This is a genomic window from Rubrivivax gelatinosus (assembly GCF_004340905.1).
In the GTDB taxonomy this organism is placed as follows: Bacteria; Pseudomonadota; Gammaproteobacteria; order Burkholderiales; family Burkholderiaceae_C; genus Rubrivivax; species Rubrivivax gelatinosus.
This window is the reverse complement of record NZ_SLXD01000024.1, coordinates 1-17290: the sequence shown is the minus strand read 5'-3', so window position 1 is coordinate 17290 and position 17290 is coordinate 1. Positions and strand designations below refer to the sequence as shown.

The window sequence follows — 17290 nt, the reverse complement described above, 5'->3', positions numbered from 1 at the left end:
GCCCATCTCGTTCTCCTCGCCCGCATCCGACTTTTCAAGCACCTGCCAAATACGTCGTCGGATTTATTCGGGACGGGCAAACGATATCCTTGGAGGGGCCGCCGTTCGGGCGCGAATTGTCAGCCGTTGACATTGCGCTTTTGATCTGCCGCAAAGCCGAATTCGCGCCTCGCGAAGTGCCGCTTGCCTGCGCGCGGGGGCTGTGCACACACCGCAGCGGCGAGAAAAAGGCCGCCCGCGGGCGGCCGGTCCGGATGCACGCGCGGCTCAGCCCAGCGTCTTGCCCTTGCAGCGGCTGGTCGTCAGCAGCACCAGCACGACGGCCAGCACGTCCACGCCGATGAACACGACGTAGGCCGCGCTCAGCGTGTGGAACTGCTGCATGCACAGGCCCATGATCGGGAAGCACAGCGTGCGCACGATGATCGACAGCGGGATCACCAGGCGGTAGGCGGCGGTGAAGTCGTAGCGGCCATAGACCGTGCCGACCATCGAGGTGATCAGGTTCTTGATGCCGCCCAGCCCGGCGCCGACGAGCACGATGGTCAGGAAGGTCATCACCGGGCTGTGGGTCTGCGTGATGAGCAGGACCAGCGTGACGATGTACATCGCGCCGTAGATCGCGCTGGCGACCTTGGTGCCGAACTTCTGGTCCAGCCAGCCCCACATCAGCCCCCCTGGCAGCGCGCAGAGCGCCGCGCCCGACAGGAAGCCCAGCGCCTGCGGCTCGTCGTAGCCGAGCTCCATCAGGCGCGGAATGAGCTGCACGACGATGCCCACCGTGACCATCCACAGACAGCCCCAGCCGACGCTGATGAGCCACATGTCGCGGTCCTTCAGCAGCCGGCGCACGGTGAGCGGGCTGACGTAGCCGGCCATCTCGTCCAGGCGCGCCCGGTCGACCTGGGGGTCGTTGTCGGGGAAGCAGCCGATCTCCTCGGGCGTGTCGCGGATCACCAGCCAGGCCGCGGCGGCCAGCAGCAGGAAGACGCCGGCCCAGATGGCGGTGGACGCGCCGATGCCCACGGTGTTGAACATCACCGCGATCAGCGGCACGAACAGCGCCGTGGCCAGCGGGTAGCCCGAGGTCGCGATCGCCAGCGCCATGCCCTTGCGGCGCGGGAACCAGTAGTTCATCAACGCGCCCGGGGCGATGAAGCCGAAGCCCGCGGCGAAGAAGTTCATGACGATGAACACCGCCGTGAACTCCCACAGCGTCGTGATGCGCCCGAACCAGAACACCGCCACCGCCGTGCACGCGGCGCAGAAGCTCATCACCCAGCGCGGGCCCTTCTTGATCAGCACCTGGCCGAAGACCGCCGAGCCGACGACGCCGAACAGCGCGCCCGGGGTCACCAGCGTCAGCAGCTGGCCGGTGCTCCAGCCGTTCTTGGCCGCCAGCGCCGGGGCGAAGATGTTGATGCCGTCGACGCACCAGCCCGCATAGGCGAAGTACATCAGCACCGAGAAGAGGATCATGCGCCAGCCGGCGGCACCGAAACCGGTGCGGCGTGCGGGATCCGCCGGCGCGGCGCCGGCCAGGTTCAGGGTCTTGTCCATGGCGAGCTCGCGCGGCGGCGCTTCAGACGTAGTCCTCGAGCCGGTCGGCGCGGTCCTTGTTCTCGGCCCAGACGGCCGGCAGGATCGCCGCGAGGTTGTGGTACTCCTTCGGGCAGTGGCGCACCAGGCCCTGGGCCAGGCCCACGAACACCTCCTGCGGCACGCCCTGCCCCACGCGCACCGGCTGGCCGTCGACGACGTTCCAGCCCAGCCAGAAGCGGCTGCGCAGCTCGATGCCGCCTTCGATCTCGCGCGCGACGTGCGAGAAGCAGACCAGCGAGGCCCCGCTGCCGTGGCGGATGTTGGCGCTGATCGCGGCGCAGGCGCCGCGGCCGAAGGCCGCCATGTCGTAGCCGAAGGCCTCGGGGCTGACGAAGGAGATGTGCAGCTCGGTCGGGCCGGTGCCGACGTCCTCGAGCACGATGTCGGTGGTGTTCCAGCCGCGTTCGCGGATCGAAAGCTTGGGGTCCAGGCGGCGGCGGATCGTCTCCGGGCTGACGCGTGCGTCGTAGTGGTCGTCGGCGTCCCAGATCGCGTAGCGCAGGCCGTGCAGGCCGTGCCAGTAGAACCACCACTCGAGCATCTCGGCGGTGACGCCGGGCATGCGCGTCAGCCCGGCGACGAAGGCGCTGCCGTCGGGCATCAGGCACCAGCCCCGTTCGGCAGGCAGGTAGCCGGGCTCGAGCAGCTTGTCGCGTGCGGTCAGCGGCAGCGCCAGCGCCGGGTCCAGCGGACCGCGGTCGAGCTCGTCGTAGATGGCCTGGGGCGCCGGCGTCATCGGCCGGTCGAACCAGGGGGCGTAGGGCTGGGCCTTGTCGAAGGCGGAGAGTTCGCGGCGCATCGCGTTTCCTTTCAGGTCGCCGCCTGACGGACGCAGCGCGGTGGCGCGAGAATTCAGCGGTGCCGGGGGATATCGACCCTCTGCGGGTATTCGCCGAATATCGTCAGCCGACGCTCCAGCGCTGCGCCGCGAGTTATTTCGCAGGCCCCACAATCATCTGTCGCCCCCGGCTTTGAATCCTCGTGCCTCGGCCCCGCGAACGGTTCCCGTCAGGACATCGTGAGATTGACTTGGGACGGATTCACGATATCCGCGGGGGAACCCTCGGTCCGCGCTTCAAATGTCAGCCATTGACATTTCGACGTTGCGCCAGCGCAAGCCCGCATTCGCCCTCGGCGAAGCCTTCGCGGTGCGTGACGGGGGATGACCGCCACGCCCGCTGTCACCCTGCGGCAGGGTTCAGCCAGCCGCCGCCGCGCCCAGCGCCGCGGTCAGCAGGCAGCGCGCGCGGCCGTCGGCCTCGGCGACGAGTTCGCGGCAGCTGCGCATCGCCGCGAGGTAGCGCGCGTCCTCGGCGTAGGTTGTCGGGAACACCGGCGGCACCGGGTGCGGCGTCAGGTCGCCGTCGACGTTGACGAAGGTGAACAGGCAGGAGTTGGACAGCGCCTTGCTGCTGCGGTCGCGGCTGATGCGCTCGATGCCGGCCTCGACGCAGATCAGGCTGCGGTCGGTGTAGACGACGCGGCTGGTGAAGTGCAGCGTGTCGCCCAGGCGCACCGGGTGGAAGAAGTTGATGCGGTTGACCGCGGCGACGATCGGCCGGTGCGGCGCGAGGCGTTCGGCGCAGATCGACGACAGCTCGTAGGCGCGGCGCATCAGGTAGCCGCCGAAGATGCGCGTCGGCACGTTCTCCTGCTCGGGGAAGGTGCGCTCCCAGGCGCCGACCTCCAGCCGGCCGCAGAGCTGGCCGTCGAAGCCCGGCGCCTCCTGCGCGGCGTGCAGGCGCGCCAGCTCCAGGTACTCGTCGCGTGTGGGCGGCTCCTGCAGCGCGAGCTGCTGCAGGCGGTGCCGTTCGCGGCGCTGCTCGGCCTGCTCGGCGCGGCGGCGCTCGGTGTCGGTCTGCAGGCGCAGCGGCGACAGCTCGGCGCCGGTCTCCTCGCCGCGCACGCTGCGCCGCGCGACCATCGTCAGGTAGCACGAGGCCACGTGCGCCGCCGGCTCGCCCGGATGCTCGACGCGGATGCCGACTTCCATCGAGGTGCGGCCGACGTGGTTGATGCTGGCGTGGCAGACCAGGTCGCGCTCGATGTCGACCACCTGGCGCACGAGCACGCGGTCGATCGCCGCGGTGACGACCCAGGCGTCGCCGTGCAGCTGTTCGGCGTAGTTGCGTGCCACGCGTTCGGCGAGCTTGTCGATCACCTCCAGCAGCAGCCCGAAGCGGAAGTTGCCCGGCAGCTCCTCGTCGAGCACGCGGTAGCGCCAGCGCAGGTTGCGGTCGATCGACAGGGGCAGCACGTACTCGAGATGGCGCGCGCGGTCGCTCACGGGGAATCCTTTCGTCAGGCGTCGGAACTTGAAACTTGCAGCCGCCGGACCAGCGTCCAGGCCACCGCGGCGGTGGCCGCGGCCCAGAAGGCCAGCGTCAGCGCATAGGGTCTCACGTCCGTGCCCTGCACTGCGCCCAGCCAGGCGCCGACGGCGAAGCAGCCGAGCGCGAGCACGAAACCCGACAGCGCCGAGGCCACGCCGGCCTGCTGCGGGAACGGCCCGACGGCACCGGCCTGGCCACAAGGCTGGTGGATGCCGTGGCCGAAGGAGAACAGCCACTGGGCGACGAGGAAGGGCCAGACCGTCTGGGCGCCGGCGAGCGCCGCGGCGGCCGTGCCCAGGCCGCCGGCCAGCGTGAAGAAGCCGCCGCGCACCGCCGCCGCTTCCATGCCGCGGCGCACGATCCAGTGGCGGCAGGCCAGCGTGCCGCCCAGGAAGGCCAGCGAGCCCGAGGCGATCGTCAGCCCGGCGGCCCCGGCCGACAGGCCGAAGCGGTTCATGTAGACGAAGGACGAGCCCGACAGGATGACGAACAGCCCGGCGTAGCTGCAGGCGTTGAGCAGCGTCCAGGCGACGAAGCTCGGATGGCGCAGCACGGCGCGCCAGGCCGCCAGCGCCGGGGCGCCCGACACCCGCTGCGGCGGCCGCGTCTCGGGCAGGCGCAGCGCGATGAAGGCCAGCGTCGCCGCACCGATGACGGCCATCAGCGCCGGCGCCGCGCGCCAGCCGCCGACACCCACCGCCAGCCCGCCCAGCGCCGGCGAGACGATGGCGATCGCGCCCAGCCCCGATTGCGCCCGCGCCATCACCTGCGCGCCTTCGTGGGGCTCGTAGAGGTCGCGCACGATGGCGCGGGCCAGCACCACGGCGGCGGCCATCGCCGCGCCCTGCAGCGCGCGCCACGCGACCAGCGTGCCGATGTCGCCGGCCAGCGCGCCGCCGGCACAGGCGGCGACGAACAGCGCCAGCGCGCCCAGCAGCACCGGGCGGCGCCCGGCGCGGTCGGCCAGCGGCCCCCAGACGAGCTGGGCCAGGCCGAAGCCGAGCATCATCGCGCCCATCGTCGCCTGCGCCGACGACACCGGCACCCCCAGCGCGCGCGACAGCACCGGCAGCGCCGGCACCATGATGTCGGTGGACACCGGCTGCAGCGCCAGCAGCAGCGCCAGCGCCGCGGCGGCGAGTCCCGCGGTCAGCCCCGCGGAGGCCGGCCGTGCGGCCGCGAGCTCCCCCCTGGCCATCCGCCGGCTCCCGCGCCGGCCTCAGGCCTGGATCGACGAGAACGCGCGTGCCAGCGACTGGCGCACCGTGCCCGGCTCGTCGGCCGTGCCGGGCGCGCTCTGCATCGTCACGACGAGCAGGGCGACGAGGCCGTAGAGCTTGTGGCGCGAGATCTGGCGCCGGTCGGTGCGCGGCGGCGCCGCGTTGCCTCCGGCGTGCCAGTGGTCGAACACCTCCTTGGCCAGCGCGCGCATGCGCGACTCGTCGGCCCAGTCGATGCCCATGGCGATCCCCACGCGCGCCAGCTCGGCCTCGATCTGGCGCAGCGTCCTGTCGTAGTCGATGAACACGGTCGTGTCCTTGGCGCCGTTCAGACGCGTTCGAAGATCACGGCGATGCCCTGGCCGCCGCCGATGCACATCGTCACCAGCGCGTAGCGGCCCTGGACACGCTGCAGCTCGTGCAGCGCCTTGGTCGCGATGAAGGCGCCGCTGCAGCCCACCGGGTGGCCGAGCGCGATCGCGCCGCCGTTCGGGTTGGTCTTGGCCGGGTCCAGGCCCAGCACCTTGGCCACCGTCAGCGCCTGCGCGGCGAAGGCTTCGTTGGACTCGATGACGTCCATCGCGTCCAGCGACAGGCCGGCCTTCTTCAGCGCCGCACGCGTGGCCGGCACCGGGCCTTCGCCCATGACGTCGTTGCAGACGCCGGACACCGCGTAGGACACCAGGCGCGCCATCGGCTTCCGGTCCGAACGCGCGGCCACCTCGCCGTTGGCCAGCACGAGGAAGGCGGCGCCGTCGTTGATGCCCGAGGCGTTGCCCGCGGTCACCGTGCCGCCGTCCTTCTTGAAGGCCGGGCGCAGCTTGCCCAGCGACTCCATCGTCGTCTCGGGCTTGCAGTGTTCGTCGGTGTCGAACACGACCTCGCCCTTGCGCGTCTTCTTGACGATCGGGACGATCTGGCCGGCGAAGCGGCCTTCGGCGATCGCCACCCCGGCACGGCGGTGCGACTCGACGGCGCAGGCGTCCTGCTCCTCACGCGTGATGCCGTGCTTGGTGGCCAGGTTCTCGGCGGTGACGCCCATGTGGCCGACGCCGAACGGGTCGGTCAGGATCGACAGCATGCCGTCGAAGGCCTGGGTGTCGCCCATGCGCGCGCCCGAACGCAGCGCCGGCAGCATGTACGCGGCCCGCGACATCACCTCGACGCCGCCGCCGATGCCCGCGGCGACGTCGCCCAGGCGGATGTTCTGCGCCGTCGTCACGACCGCCTGCAGGCCCGAGGCGCAGAGGCGGTTGAGCTGCATCGCCGTCGACGTCATCGGCAGCCCGGCCTGGATCGACGCGACCCGCGAGACGTACGGATAACGCGCGTCGGTCGGCATCGTCGTGCCGACGGTGACGTACTCGAGCAGCTCGGGGTCGAGGTGCGCGCGCGCGACGGCCTCGCGCATCACGAGGCCGGCGAGTTCGCAGGCCTGGAAGTCGGCGAGCGAGCCGTTGAAGGTGCCGATGGCCGAGCGCACGGCGCTCATGACGAAGACTTCTTGAACCATGGTGTGACTCCGTTGGGGTGTCGGGGTGAAGTCCCGCGCTCAGCGCGGGGCGGTGCCCTTGAGGGCGAGGAAGGTGCGCGGGCGGCGCGCGGCCTGGCGCAGCAGCGCCGCGACCGGGCGCCGCGCCGGCGTCGTGGGGCGCGCCGCCGGCAGCGGCGAACGCGCCTCGCGCAGCAGCGCCAGCGTGTGCTGGGCGATCATCAGTTCTTCGTTGGTCGGCACGACGAAGCTGCGCACGCGCGCGCCGGCCACGCCGATCTCGTCATGGCGCGCGGTGTTGGCGCTGGCGTCCAGCTCCACGCCCAGCCAGGCCAGGCGCTCGGCGATCAGCTCGCGCACCCGCGGCGCGTTCTCGCCGATGCCGCCGGTGAACACCAGCGCGTCCAGCCCGCCGATCGAGGCGCTCTGCGCCGCGACTTCCTTGGCGACGCGGAAGCAGAAGAGCTCCACGGCCTGGTGCGCATCGGCGTCGGTGGACTCCAGCAGCACCTTCATGTCGTTGGACAGGCCCGAGACGCCGAGCAGGCCGCTGCGCGTGTAGAGCAGCGTCTCGACGTCTTCGATCGTCATGCCGTACTCGCGCACGAGGTAGAAGATCACCGAGGGGTCGATCGCGCCGCAGCGCGTGCCCATCGGCACGCCGTCCAGCGCGGTGAAGCCCATCGAGGTGTCGACGCTGCGCCCGTTCTGCACCGCGCAGACGCTCGAGCCGTTGCCCAGGTGGCAGACGACGACACGCGAACGCGCCAGCTCGGGCCGTGCGGCCAGCAGCGTGCGCGAGACGTACTCGTAGGACAGGCCGTGGAAGCCGTAGCTGCAGACGCCGTCGGCGGTCAGCTCCTTGGGCAGCGCGTAGGTCCGTGTCACCCAGGGCTGCCCGCGGTGGAAGGCGGTGTCGAAACACGCGACCTGCGGCAGGTCGGGGAAACGTTCGGCGATCAGCCGCATCGGCGCGATGTTGTGCGGCTGGTGCAGCGGCGCCAGCGGCACGAGCTGCTGCAGCGCCTCCAGCAGCGCCGGGCCGACGACACGCGGCTCGGCGATGTCCGGGCCGCCGTGCACGACGCGGTGGCCGACGGCGACGATGTGGTCCCCGTCCAGCGTCGTCGAGATCCAGGCCAGCACGTGGTACAGCAGGTCCTGGCGCGACAGCGACTGGTCGGCGCTCCAGTAACGCTCGGCGATGACGCGGCGCTCGGCGTCCTTGGCCTCCAGCCGCGCGGTGCCGCCGATGCCCGAGACCTGGCCGCTCAACACCGGCTGCAGCCGCTCGCGCGTCGGGTCGTCGCGGAAAACCGAGAACTTCAGGCTCGAGGAGCCGGCGTTGAGCACGAGGCAGGCGGGATGTTGGGCCACGGCGGGCTCCTTTCAGGCGGCGCGGTGCGCGGCGGCCATCAGCGAGGCGATCGCGCAGGAGGCCAGGCGCGAGCGCAGGCTGTCGGCGCGGCTGGTCAGGATCACCGGCACCTTGGCGCCGAGCACGATGCCGGCCGCCTCGGCGTGGGCGAGGAAACTCAGTTGCTTGGCCAGCGTGTTGCCGGACACGAGGTCGGGCACGAGCAGGATGTCGGGCGAGCCGGCCACCGGCGAGACGATGCCCTTGGTGCGTGCGGCCTCGGCCGAGATCGCGTTGTCGAAGCCCAGCGGGCCGTCGAGCACGCCGCCGGTGATCTGGCCGCGCTCGGCCATCTTGCACAGCGCCGCGGCTTCCAGCGTCGACGGGATCTTCGGGTTCAGCGTCTCGACGGCCGACAGGATCGCGACCTTGGGCGTCGCCACGCCCAGCACCTGCGCGAGGTGGATCGCGTTCTGGACGATGTGCACCTTGTCGTCGAGCGAGGGCGAGATGTTGACCGCCGCGTCGGTGATCAGCAGCAGCCGTGGATAGGTCGGCACGTTGACCGCGAAGACGTGGCTGATGCGCGCCGCGGTGCGCAGGCCGTTCTCGCGGCGCACGACGGCGCCCATCAGCTCGTCGGTGTGCAGCGAGCCCTTCATCAGCGCGCCGACCTCGCCGTCGCGCGCCAGGCGGGCGGCGGCTTCGGCGGCGTCGGCCGGGCGTTCGGCGTCGACGACGCGCAGGCCGGCGATGTCGAGCATGCAGCCCGCGGCGATGGCGCGGATCTTCGCCGCCGGGCCGACCAGCACCGGGCGGATCAGCCCGGCGATCTGGGCCTCGACGGCGGCGCGCAGCGCGGCTTCGCTGCAGGGGTAGACGATCGCGGTGGCCACCGGCTCCAGCGCCTGGCAGCGGCGCAGCAGCGCGTCGTGCTGGTGGTGGTGGATCAGCTGCACCTGGGGCAGCTCGGCCACCGGCAGCGTCGTCTTGTGCCGCGGCGCCAGCACCTCGGCGGTGCCGCTGACGATGGTCACGCCGTCCTGGTTGCGGCACAGGCAGCGCAGCACGACGACGCCGGTCTCGGCGTTCTTCTCGACGACGGTGACGCTGGCGGTGATCGTGTCGCCCAGCGCGACGTGGTGCAGGAACTGCAGGTTCTGGCCGCGGTAGACGGTGCCGAAACCCGGCAGCTGCGAGCCCAGGATGCCCGACAGCAGCGAGCCGCTCCACATGCCGTGCGCGATGACGCGCCGGTACGGCCCGCCGACGGCGAACTCGGCGTCGAGCATCAGCGGGTTGCGGTTGTGCGAGACGGCGGCGAAGAGCTCGATCTCGTCCATCGTCACCTGGCGCGTGACGCTGGCGCTCTGGCCGATCAGCAGCTCGTCGAACGGGACGTTGCTCACCATCGCCACCGTCGCGGAGCCGGCCGCCTCGGCACGACGCAGGCGGGCGTCGACGATCGTTTCCTCAGCCATCATGGGATCACCCAGCAGAATTCGTTATTCGTCGTGGCCCGATCGGCTTTTTCCATTTGCCCGGCAGGACCACGCTCTTGACCGTCTCGTGTCGCCAATTCGCCGCGAAGGCTTTATTGACGATGGACGAAACGGTATCGCCGACGCCCGACCGGCAGGGCCGTGAAATGGCAAGCGTTGCCATCCTCGTTTTGCGCTGGATCAACGCCGCCGGGGCGCCCCGCGGCGCGCGTGGTCAGCCTGTGGCGCAGCACGCCACTGCCCTGCCTGGCATTCGGCGTTAGTGCCCACTTACGCCAATCGCAAGCCATCATAAGACTTGGATCCGGCCGCTCGGCAGCCGTGCCGCAGGGGCACGGCCGCCTCGGGCCTCAGGCGGCGAGGCCCGGCAGGACCATCTCGCGCAGCGTCGGCGAGCAGCGGTAGGCCGCCGCGGTGCCGCGGCGAACGTCCGCCTCGCTGACGCCGGGGCCCAGTTCCTCGAGCACCAGACCTTCGTCGTCGCGCCGGAAGACCGCCATTTCGGTGACGATCATGTCGACGCAATTACACGCGGTCAGCGGCAATTGGCAGCGTTCGAGAATCTTCGGGCCGCCATTGCGCGTGCAATGTTCCATCGCGACGATGACGCGGCGCGCGCCGGTCACGAGGTCCATTGCGCCGCCCATTCCGGGCACCATCTTGCCGGGCACCATCCAGTTGGCGAGGTTGCCCTGCCGGTCGACTTCGAGGCCGCCGAGCACCGTCAGGTCGACGTGGCCGCCGCGGATCAGCATGAAGGACATCGCGCTGTCGAAGAAGGCGGCGCCGGGCACCAGCCCGCAGGGCTGGCCGCCGGCGTTGACGACGCCGGGCTGGGGCTCGCCTTGCAGCGGCCCCATGCCGACGAAGCCGTTCTCCGACTGCAGCGTCACCTGCACGCCCGGCGGCAGGTAACGCGGCACCAGCGTCGGCGTGCCGATGCCCAGGTTGACGACGTCGCCGTCGCGCAGCTCCTGCGCCACGCGGCAGGCGATCACGGACTTGGCATCCATTCAGTGGCTCCTTGCCGGCACGATGTAGTCGACCACCACGCCCGGCGTCATCACCAGGTCGGGGTCCAGCGTGCCCGGCTCGACGATCTCGTCGACCTCGGCGATGACGACATCGGCCGCCAGCGCGATCAGCGGGTTGAAGTTGCGCGCCGCACGTTCGTAGACCAGGTTGCCCAGGCGGTCGGCGCGCGCGGCCTTGACGATGGCGATGTCCGCACGCAGCGGCAGTTCGAGCAGGTAGTCGGTACAGCCGACCTTCAGACGCGTCTTGCCTTCCTCGACGACGGTGCCCACGCCGGTGGGCGTGAGGAAGCCGCCGAGGCCGGCGCCGCCGCAGCGGATGCGCTCGGCCAGCGTGCCCTGCGGCACCAGCTCGACCTCCAGCTCGCCGGCCAGCATCTGCTTGCCGGTCTCGGGATTGGTGCCGATGTGCGAGGCCACCAGCCGGCGCACGCGGCGCTGGCTGATCAGCGGTGCGACGCCGGGGATCGGCACCCCGGTGTCGTTGCCGATCAGCTCCAGCTCGCGCAGGTCGGCCGCGCACATCGCCTCGACGATGCCCGCGGGCGTGCCGACCCCCATGAAGCCGCCGTACATGACTTTCATGCCGTTGCGGAACAGGGCGCCGACGGCGTCCCAGGCGATCTGCTTGCCGGCCATCACTGTTCGTCCGGCAGGTCGTACTCGAGGATGTACGAGCTCAGGCACTTGCCGTGCGGGTCCAGCGCCAGCGAGCGCGTCACGCCGCCGCCCAGGGCCTGGGTCATGACGAAGTTCAGCGCGCCCAGCTGCGGCAGCTCGTAGCGCTCGACCTCGCCCTTGACGACCCAGGCGAAATGCCGGCGCACGACTTCGGGCGTCAGCGCCTTGGCCAGGCGTTCGTAGTCCTTGGCGTCGAACGCGATGACCGAGATGTTGGAGATGTTGCCCTTGTCGCCGGTGCGGGAGTGGGCGATGTCACGGACTTTCATTTCAGACCTCCAGATAGGTGACGGCGGGCTTGACGCTGGTGCGCGGCAGCAGCACCGACAGGATGGCCAGCACTTCCTTGGCCGACTTGGTGGCGCCGCCGCCGCCGGCCGGGCCGTTGGTGTAGAGCGTCTCGACCTCGTTGCCGATGGCCACCGCGTCCTTCATCGTCGCGGTGCGTGCGGCCACGCGCACGCGCACCTCGCCGGGCTCGGCCGGGTTGGGGCGGGTGTGGATCGAGTTCACGCCGATCAGGTCGCAGCGGATCTCGGAGAACTTCACGCCGGTCAGCGCCAGGCGCTGCTCGACGATCTGCAGCGCGAGCTCGCCGCGCGCCTGCGCGGCCGGGCCGGCATAGGACATCTGGCCCTCGCCGATGTAGCCGTCGCGGTAGCCGACCGACACCTTCAGCGTCGCCGTGCGCTCGCGGCCGGTGGCGCCCTGGACCTGCACGCGGTCGGGGCCGATCTGGGTCATCGTCACCTTGGAGAAGTCGGCGACGACGTCGGGCGTGAAGTAGCAGCGCGGGTCGTGGATCTCGTAGAGCATCTGCTCCTTGCAGGTGGCCGCGACGACCTGGCCGCCCGAACCTTCGACCTTGGTGATGACGGCGCTGCCGTCTTCGCTGACCTCGGCGATCGGGAAGCCCAGGCGCGCCAGGCCGGCGACGTCCTTGGCGCCCGGGTCGGCGAAGTAGCCGCCGGTGACCTGGCCGCCGCACTCCAGCAGGTGGCCCACCAGCGTGCCCTTGCCGAGCTTGTCCCAGTCGTCGAGCTTCCAGCCGAACTCGTGGATCAGCGGCGCCATGAACAGCGCCGGGTCGGCCACGCGGCCGGTGATGATGACGTCGGCACCGCCGCGCAGCGCCTCGAGCAGCGGCTCCACGCCGAGGTAGGCGTTGGCCGAGACGATCCTGCCGTCGAGCGTGCGCACCGATTCGCCGGTTTCCATCAGCGGCAGGTCGGTGCTCTGCACGACCTCGAGCACGTCGTCGCCGGTGACGGCGGCGATCTTCAGGCCCGACAGGCCGAGTTCGGCGGCGATCTCGCGCACCTTGGCCACGGCCTCCAGCGGGTTGGCCGCACCCATGTTGGAGATCAGCTTGATGCCGTTGGCGCGGCACAGCGGCAGCACCGAGCGCATGCGCGCTTCGAGCAGCGCGTCGTAGCCGGCCTTGGGGTTCTTCATCTTCGCCTGCTGGGCCAGGCCGATCGTGCGTTCGGCCAGGCATTCGTAGACGAGGTAGTCGATGCCGCCCTTGGCGGCGAGTTCGACGGCGGGTTCGATACGGTCGCCGGAATAGCCGGCGCCGGCACCGATGCGGATGGTTTTCATCGTGTCCTTCTTTCTTCGATCGGCCGCGCGGGCCGCCAGCGGCGGCGGGCGCGGCGACGCGTCACGCGTCAGAGGGGGAAGACTCCGAACACCACGGCGGCGAGGGTCATCACGACCGAGGCGCCCCACAGCAGCGGAATCGAGAACTTCTGGTGGTCACCGAGCTCGATGCGGCACAGACCGACGACGAGGAAGGTGGCCGGGGTCAGCGGGCTGACCGGGAAGCCCGTGGTCATCTGGCCGAGCAGCGCGGCCTGGGCGACCTGGATCGACGGTACGTCGAGCATCTTGCAGACCTCGGCCAGCACCGGCAGCACGCCGAAGTAGAACGAGTCGGGGTCGAACAGCAGGCTCAACGGCATCGACAGCAGGCCGAGCACGAACGGAATGTGCGAGGCCATGTCCTGCGGCACGTGGCCGGCGACGCTCTGCGCCATCGCCGTCAGCATGCCGGTGCCCTTCATCACGCCGGTGAAGACGCCGGCGGCCAGCAGGATCGAGGCCATCAGCAGCGCGGCCTTGGCGTGGGCATCCACGCGCTGGCGCTGCATGTCGACGTTCGGGTAGTTGATGATCAGCGCGAGGACCGTGCCGATCATGAACATGACGACCGGCTCGACCTTGCCGGAGATCATCACGCCCATGACGATCAGCGTCAGGACGATGTTGACCCAGAAGTTCTTCGGGCGGCGCAGCGCTTCTTCTTCCGGCTTGAGCGTGCGCTCGACGGCGATGTGCTCCGAACCCTTGCCCAGGCCGAGACGCTTCTCTTCGCGCTTGCCCAGGTACCAGGCAGTGCCGAAGACGAACACCAGGCCGACGATCTGCACCGGCAGCAGCGGCAGGAAGATCTCCGACACCGGGATGTGCAGCGCCGCCGAGGCACGGATCACCGGCCCGGTCCACGGCAGGAAGTTCACCCCCGCCGCCAAGGACGCACAGGCCGCCAGGACACGTTTGTCCATGCCCAGCCGGTCGTAGATCTGGATCATCGCCGGGATCGTGACCAGGAAGGTCACGGCGCCCGAACCGTCCAGGTGGATGATCAGCGCCAGCAGCGCCGTGCCCACCGTGATGCGCGCCGGCTTGGTGCCGACGGTCTTCAGGATGCGGTTGATGATCGGGTCCAGCATGCCGGCGTCGGTGACGACGCCGAAATACAGGATCGCGAAGATGAACATGCCGATGATCGGCGCCATGTTCTTCACGCCGGCGACGATGTGTTTGCCGGTCTCCAGCCCGAAGCCGGCGGCGAGCGCGGCAATGATCGGTATCGAGATCAGCGCCACCATCGGTGACAGCTTCTTCGTCATGATCGCCGCGAGCATCACGACGATCGTCAACAAGCCCAGGAAAGCCAACATTCAATAACCCCTCAGCCCTTTATCGTTACCCGATGGGCGCTTACTCGTTTGGACGGGACCGGACCGTCATTTCCGATGAAGTAGATCGACATTACTTTCCGCTGCAATGGATTCGTGCTGTCGCTCGTGTTCCCGGGGTGCATAACATTCGTCCGGTGTCCATAGTGTCGGCCGGGGCATTTATTCTGTAAAATTGTCGTTTTCGATGGATTGATCGGCCATGTCGATAAATATCTCCTTCCGGCTGCTGAAGGCCTTCCTGACACTGGTCGAGCAGAAGAACTTCACGCGGGCGGCCGAGCACTGCCACGTCTCGCAGTCCACGTTGAGCGGCATGATCCAGCGCCTGGAGGAGGACGTCGGCACGCGGCTGTTCGACCGCGACACGCGCAACGTCGTGCTGACGCCCGAAGGCGCGCTGTTCGCCGACGCCGCGCGCCATCTGGTGGCCGAGATCGAGCGCACCTTCTCCGAGCTGGACGACTTCGTCGCGAAGAAGAAGGGCCGGGTGGGCATCGCGACCATGCCCTCCATCGCCGGCGACTGGCTGCCGCCGGTGGTCGGCGAGTACCGCCAGCGCTGGCCGGGCATCGCGGTGGAGATCTACGACGTGCTGTCGGACACCTGCATGCAGCTGCTCAACAGCGGCGACGCCGACATCGCCATCGCGGCACCCAACACGCCGCTGGACGAATACTGCAGCGAACACTTCCACAGCGACCGCTTCTACCTCGTCTGCCGGCGCGACCACCGTGTCGCACGCCTCGAAAGCGTCGCGCTCGACGACCTGGACGGCTGCGACTTCATCCGCCTGTCGCGCCAGACCAGCGTGCACCAGCACGTGGTCAACGCCGTCGGCGCCACCGGCGTCACCTCGTCGACCTTCCAGGTCGACTACCTGTCGACGGTCGCCGGGCTGATCCGCCACGGCCTGGGCGTGAGCCTGCTGCCGGAGCTGGCGCTGACCCAGTTCCGCGACCCGGAACTCGTCGCCGTGCCGCTGGCGCCGCCGGGCATCACACGCCCGATCCACGTCATCTGGCGCAAGGACCGGCCGCTGTCCATCGCCGCCGACGCGATGCTCGAGCTGATCCGCGAGCGCAAGGGCTCGGCCGGCCAGGCCTGACGAAAAAAGGGCCGGCATGAGCCGGCCCAAGGAAACGACGCAATGGCTGAAGCGTCAGTCCGGGTTCAATCGTTGTCCGCCCCGAGCGGGGCGGGTGGACGGCGCCGCGTGGCGGGCGTCGTCAGGCATTCGCTGTGGCATTGCTGAGGTGCGCGCGAGCCGGGCCCGAGGGACTGCGGACATTCGTTCCGGCGCTTTGCCGGCATTCCGGTGCGCGAAGAGCGAATGCACGCAGTCTGAACCGCCAAAGCCGAGAGGTGAAATCGTCGTTTCCGATCGCTTCATCGGCCGTTTCGATCGGGAAGAAAAAAGGGCCGGCGATTGCCACCGGCCCAACGAAAGGACGCAACTTCGCATTGCGTCAGTCCGGGTTCAATCGACCGACTTGACCATGTCCTCGACGACCTTCTTGGCGTCGCCGAAGACCATCATGGTCTTGTCCATGTAGAACAGTTCGTTGTCCAGGCCGGCGTAGCCCGAGGCCATCGAACGCTTGTTCACGATCACCGTCTTGGCCTTGTAGGCCTCCAGGATCGGCATGCCGTAGATCGCGCTGCCCTTGACGTGCGCCGCCGGGTTCACGACGTCGTTGGCGCCCAGGATGATCGCCACGTCGGCCTGGCCGAACTCGGCGTTGATGTCTTCCATCTCGAAGACCTGGTCGTAGGGCACCTCGGCCTCGGCCAGCAGCACGTTCATGTGCCCCGGCATGCGCCCGGCCACCGGGTGGATGGCGTACTTCACCGTCACGCCCTTCTCGGTCAGCTTGGCCGCCAGTTCCTTCACCGCGTGCTGCGCGCGCGCCACCGCCAGGCCGTAGCCCGGGACGATGATCACGGTCTCGGCGTTGCCCAGGATGAAGGCCGCGTCGTCGGCGCTGCCGCTCTTGACGCTGCGCTGTGCCTGGCCGCCCGCCGCCACCGTCGTGCCTTCGCCGCCGAAGCCGCCCAGGATGACGTTGAAGAACGAGCGGTTCATCGCCTTGCACATGATGTAGCTGAGGATCGCCCCCGAGCTGCCCACCAGCGAGCCGGCGATGATCAGCATGCTGTTGTTCAGGCTGAAGCCGATGCCCGCCGCCGCCCAGCCCGAGTAGCTGTTGAGCATCGACACCACCACCGGCATGTCGGCGCCGCCGATCGGGATGATCAGCAGCACGCCGAGCACGAAGGCCAGCGCGATCAGCACGAGGAAGAACTCGAAGCGCTGCGTCGCCGCGAAGGCCACGCCCAGGCCGATCGTCGCGACGCCCAGCAACAGGTTCAGCCAGTGCTGGCCGGCAAAACGCACCGGCGCGCCCTGGAACAGGCGGAACTTGTACTTGCCGCTGAGCTTGCCGAAGGCGATGACCGAGCCGCTGAAGGTGATCGCGCCGATGGCCGCACCCAGGAACAGCTCGATGCGGTTGCCGACGGGAATCGGCTCGCCGGCCGCCGCGATCGCGAAGGCCTGCGGCTCGGCGACGACGGCCACCGCGATGAACACCGCAGCCAGGCCGATCATGCTGTGCATGAAGGCCACCAGCTCGGGCATCTTGGTCATCTCGACACGCTGCGCCATCACGGCGCCGGCGCCGCCGCCGACGACGAGGCCGACGAGCACGTAGCCCATGCCGGCGACGCCGCCGCCGGCGAGCTTGACGATCAGCGCCGCGGTGGTCAGCACGGCGATCGTCATGCCGGCCATGCCGAAGACGTTGCCGCGGATCGAGGTGGTCGGGTGCGACAGGCCCTTGAGCGCCTGGATGAAGCAGATGCTCGCGACCAGATACAGCAGGGTGACGAGGCTCGCGCTCATGCTCGTGCTCCCCGCGCCACGCGGGCGCTCGGTTGGAACAGGTTCGGATTCATCTCACTTCTCCCCCGCAGCCTTCTTCGCGGGCTTCTTCTTGAACATCTCCAGCATCCGCCGGGTCACCAGGAAGCCGCCGAAGACGTTCACCGCGCACAGCGCCACGGCCAGCACGCCCATGGTCTT

The 17290-nt window shown here is 69.7% G+C and carries 16 protein-coding genes; 1 reads left to right on the top strand and 15 read right to left on the bottom strand.

Features of this window, described 5'->3' with window-relative positions; all coding sequences use genetic code 11:
- Positions 1–267: 267 nt before the first annotated feature.
- The 13 genes from EV684_RS23350 to EV684_RS23290 form a co-directional block, all read right to left on the bottom strand.
- Complete coding sequence (locus tag EV684_RS23350) at positions 268–1560, bottom strand: MFS transporter (RefSeq protein ID WP_132649751.1); 1293 nt, start codon at positions 1558–1560, stop codon at positions 268–270.
- Positions 1561–1582: 22 nt separating this feature from the next.
- The gene (locus tag EV684_RS23345) at positions 1583–2401 is read right to left on the bottom strand and encodes a DAPG hydrolase family protein (RefSeq protein ID WP_132649750.1); all 819 of its coding nucleotides are present in this window, start codon (positions 2399–2401) and stop codon (positions 1583–1585) included.
- Between the two features lie 399 nt (positions 2402–2800).
- Positions 2801–3889 (bottom strand): hotdog domain-containing protein, encoded by a 1089-nt coding sequence (locus EV684_RS23340; RefSeq protein ID WP_132649749.1) that lies wholly within the window; start codon positions 3887–3889, stop codon positions 2801–2803.
- A gap of 14 nt (positions 3890–3903) precedes the next feature.
- On the bottom strand, positions 3904–5133 hold the full coding sequence (locus EV684_RS23335; protein WP_132649748.1) for an MFS transporter: 1230 nt from the start codon (positions 5131–5133) through the stop codon (positions 3904–3906).
- A 21-nt stretch (positions 5134–5154) separates the two neighbouring features.
- Entirely contained in the window at positions 5155–5463 is a 309-nt protein-coding gene (locus tag EV684_RS23330; RefSeq protein WP_132649747.1) for a hypothetical protein, read from the bottom strand.
- A 20-nt stretch (positions 5464–5483) separates the two neighbouring features.
- A complete protein-coding gene (locus EV684_RS23325) occupies positions 5484–6668 on the bottom strand; it encodes an acetyl-CoA C-acyltransferase family protein (protein ID WP_132649746.1) in 1185 nt (394 codons plus the stop codon).
- A 39-nt stretch (positions 6669–6707) separates the two neighbouring features.
- A complete protein-coding gene (locus EV684_RS23320) occupies positions 6708–8024 on the bottom strand; it encodes an acetate/propionate family kinase (RefSeq protein ID WP_132649745.1) in 1317 nt (438 codons plus the stop codon).
- 12 nt (positions 8025–8036) lie between these two features.
- A complete protein-coding gene (locus EV684_RS23315; protein ID WP_200222449.1) occupies positions 8037–9416 on the bottom strand; it encodes a bifunctional enoyl-CoA hydratase/phosphate acetyltransferase in 1380 nt (459 codons plus the stop codon).
- A 440-nt stretch (positions 9417–9856) separates the two neighbouring features.
- Positions 9857–10519 (bottom strand): 3-oxoacid CoA-transferase subunit B, encoded by a 663-nt coding sequence (locus EV684_RS23310; protein ID WP_132649743.1) that lies wholly within the window; start codon positions 10517–10519, stop codon positions 9857–9859.
- The gene (gene atoD, locus EV684_RS23305) at positions 10520–11179 is read right to left on the bottom strand and encodes an acetate CoA-transferase subunit alpha (RefSeq protein WP_132649742.1); all 660 of its coding nucleotides are present in this window, start codon (positions 11177–11179) and stop codon (positions 10520–10522) included. It abuts the gene before it with no gap.
- Complete coding sequence (locus tag EV684_RS23300) at positions 11179–11490, bottom strand: AtuA-related protein (protein ID WP_132649741.1); 312 nt, start codon at positions 11488–11490, stop codon at positions 11179–11181. Before EV684_RS23300 ends, atoD begins: the two co-directional genes overlap by 1 nt.
- A gap of 1 nt (position 11491) precedes the next feature.
- On the bottom strand, positions 11492–12823 hold the full coding sequence (locus EV684_RS23295; protein ID WP_132649740.1) for an acyclic terpene utilization AtuA family protein: 1332 nt from the start codon (positions 12821–12823) through the stop codon (positions 11492–11494).
- A 68-nt stretch (positions 12824–12891) separates the two neighbouring features.
- Positions 12892–14187, bottom strand: coding sequence for a CitMHS family transporter (locus EV684_RS23290; protein ID WP_132649739.1), 1296 nt, complete (start codon positions 14185–14187; stop codon positions 12892–12894).
- A gap of 220 nt (positions 14188–14407) precedes the next feature.
- Here EV684_RS23290 and EV684_RS23285 point away from each other — a divergent pair, with 220 nt between their 5' ends.
- Positions 14408–15313, top strand: a complete 906-nt coding sequence (locus tag EV684_RS23285) for a LysR family transcriptional regulator (protein ID WP_132649738.1) — start codon at positions 14408–14410, stop codon at positions 15311–15313.
- A gap of 372 nt (positions 15314–15685) precedes the next feature.
- On the opposite strand, the gene EV684_RS23280 is transcribed toward EV684_RS23285, so the two are convergent.
- Positions 15686–17110 carry an NAD(P)(+) transhydrogenase (Re/Si-specific) subunit beta gene (locus EV684_RS23280; protein ID WP_132649737.1) on the bottom strand — a complete coding sequence of 475 codons (1425 nt, stop codon included), beginning with the start codon at positions 17108–17110 and terminating at the stop codon, positions 15686–15688.
- A gap of 54 nt (positions 17111–17164) precedes the next feature.
- Positions 17165–17290, bottom strand: a 126-nt coding sequence (locus EV684_RS23275; protein ID WP_165908581.1) for a proton-translocating transhydrogenase family protein, incomplete at its 5' end; no start/stop codon positions are given.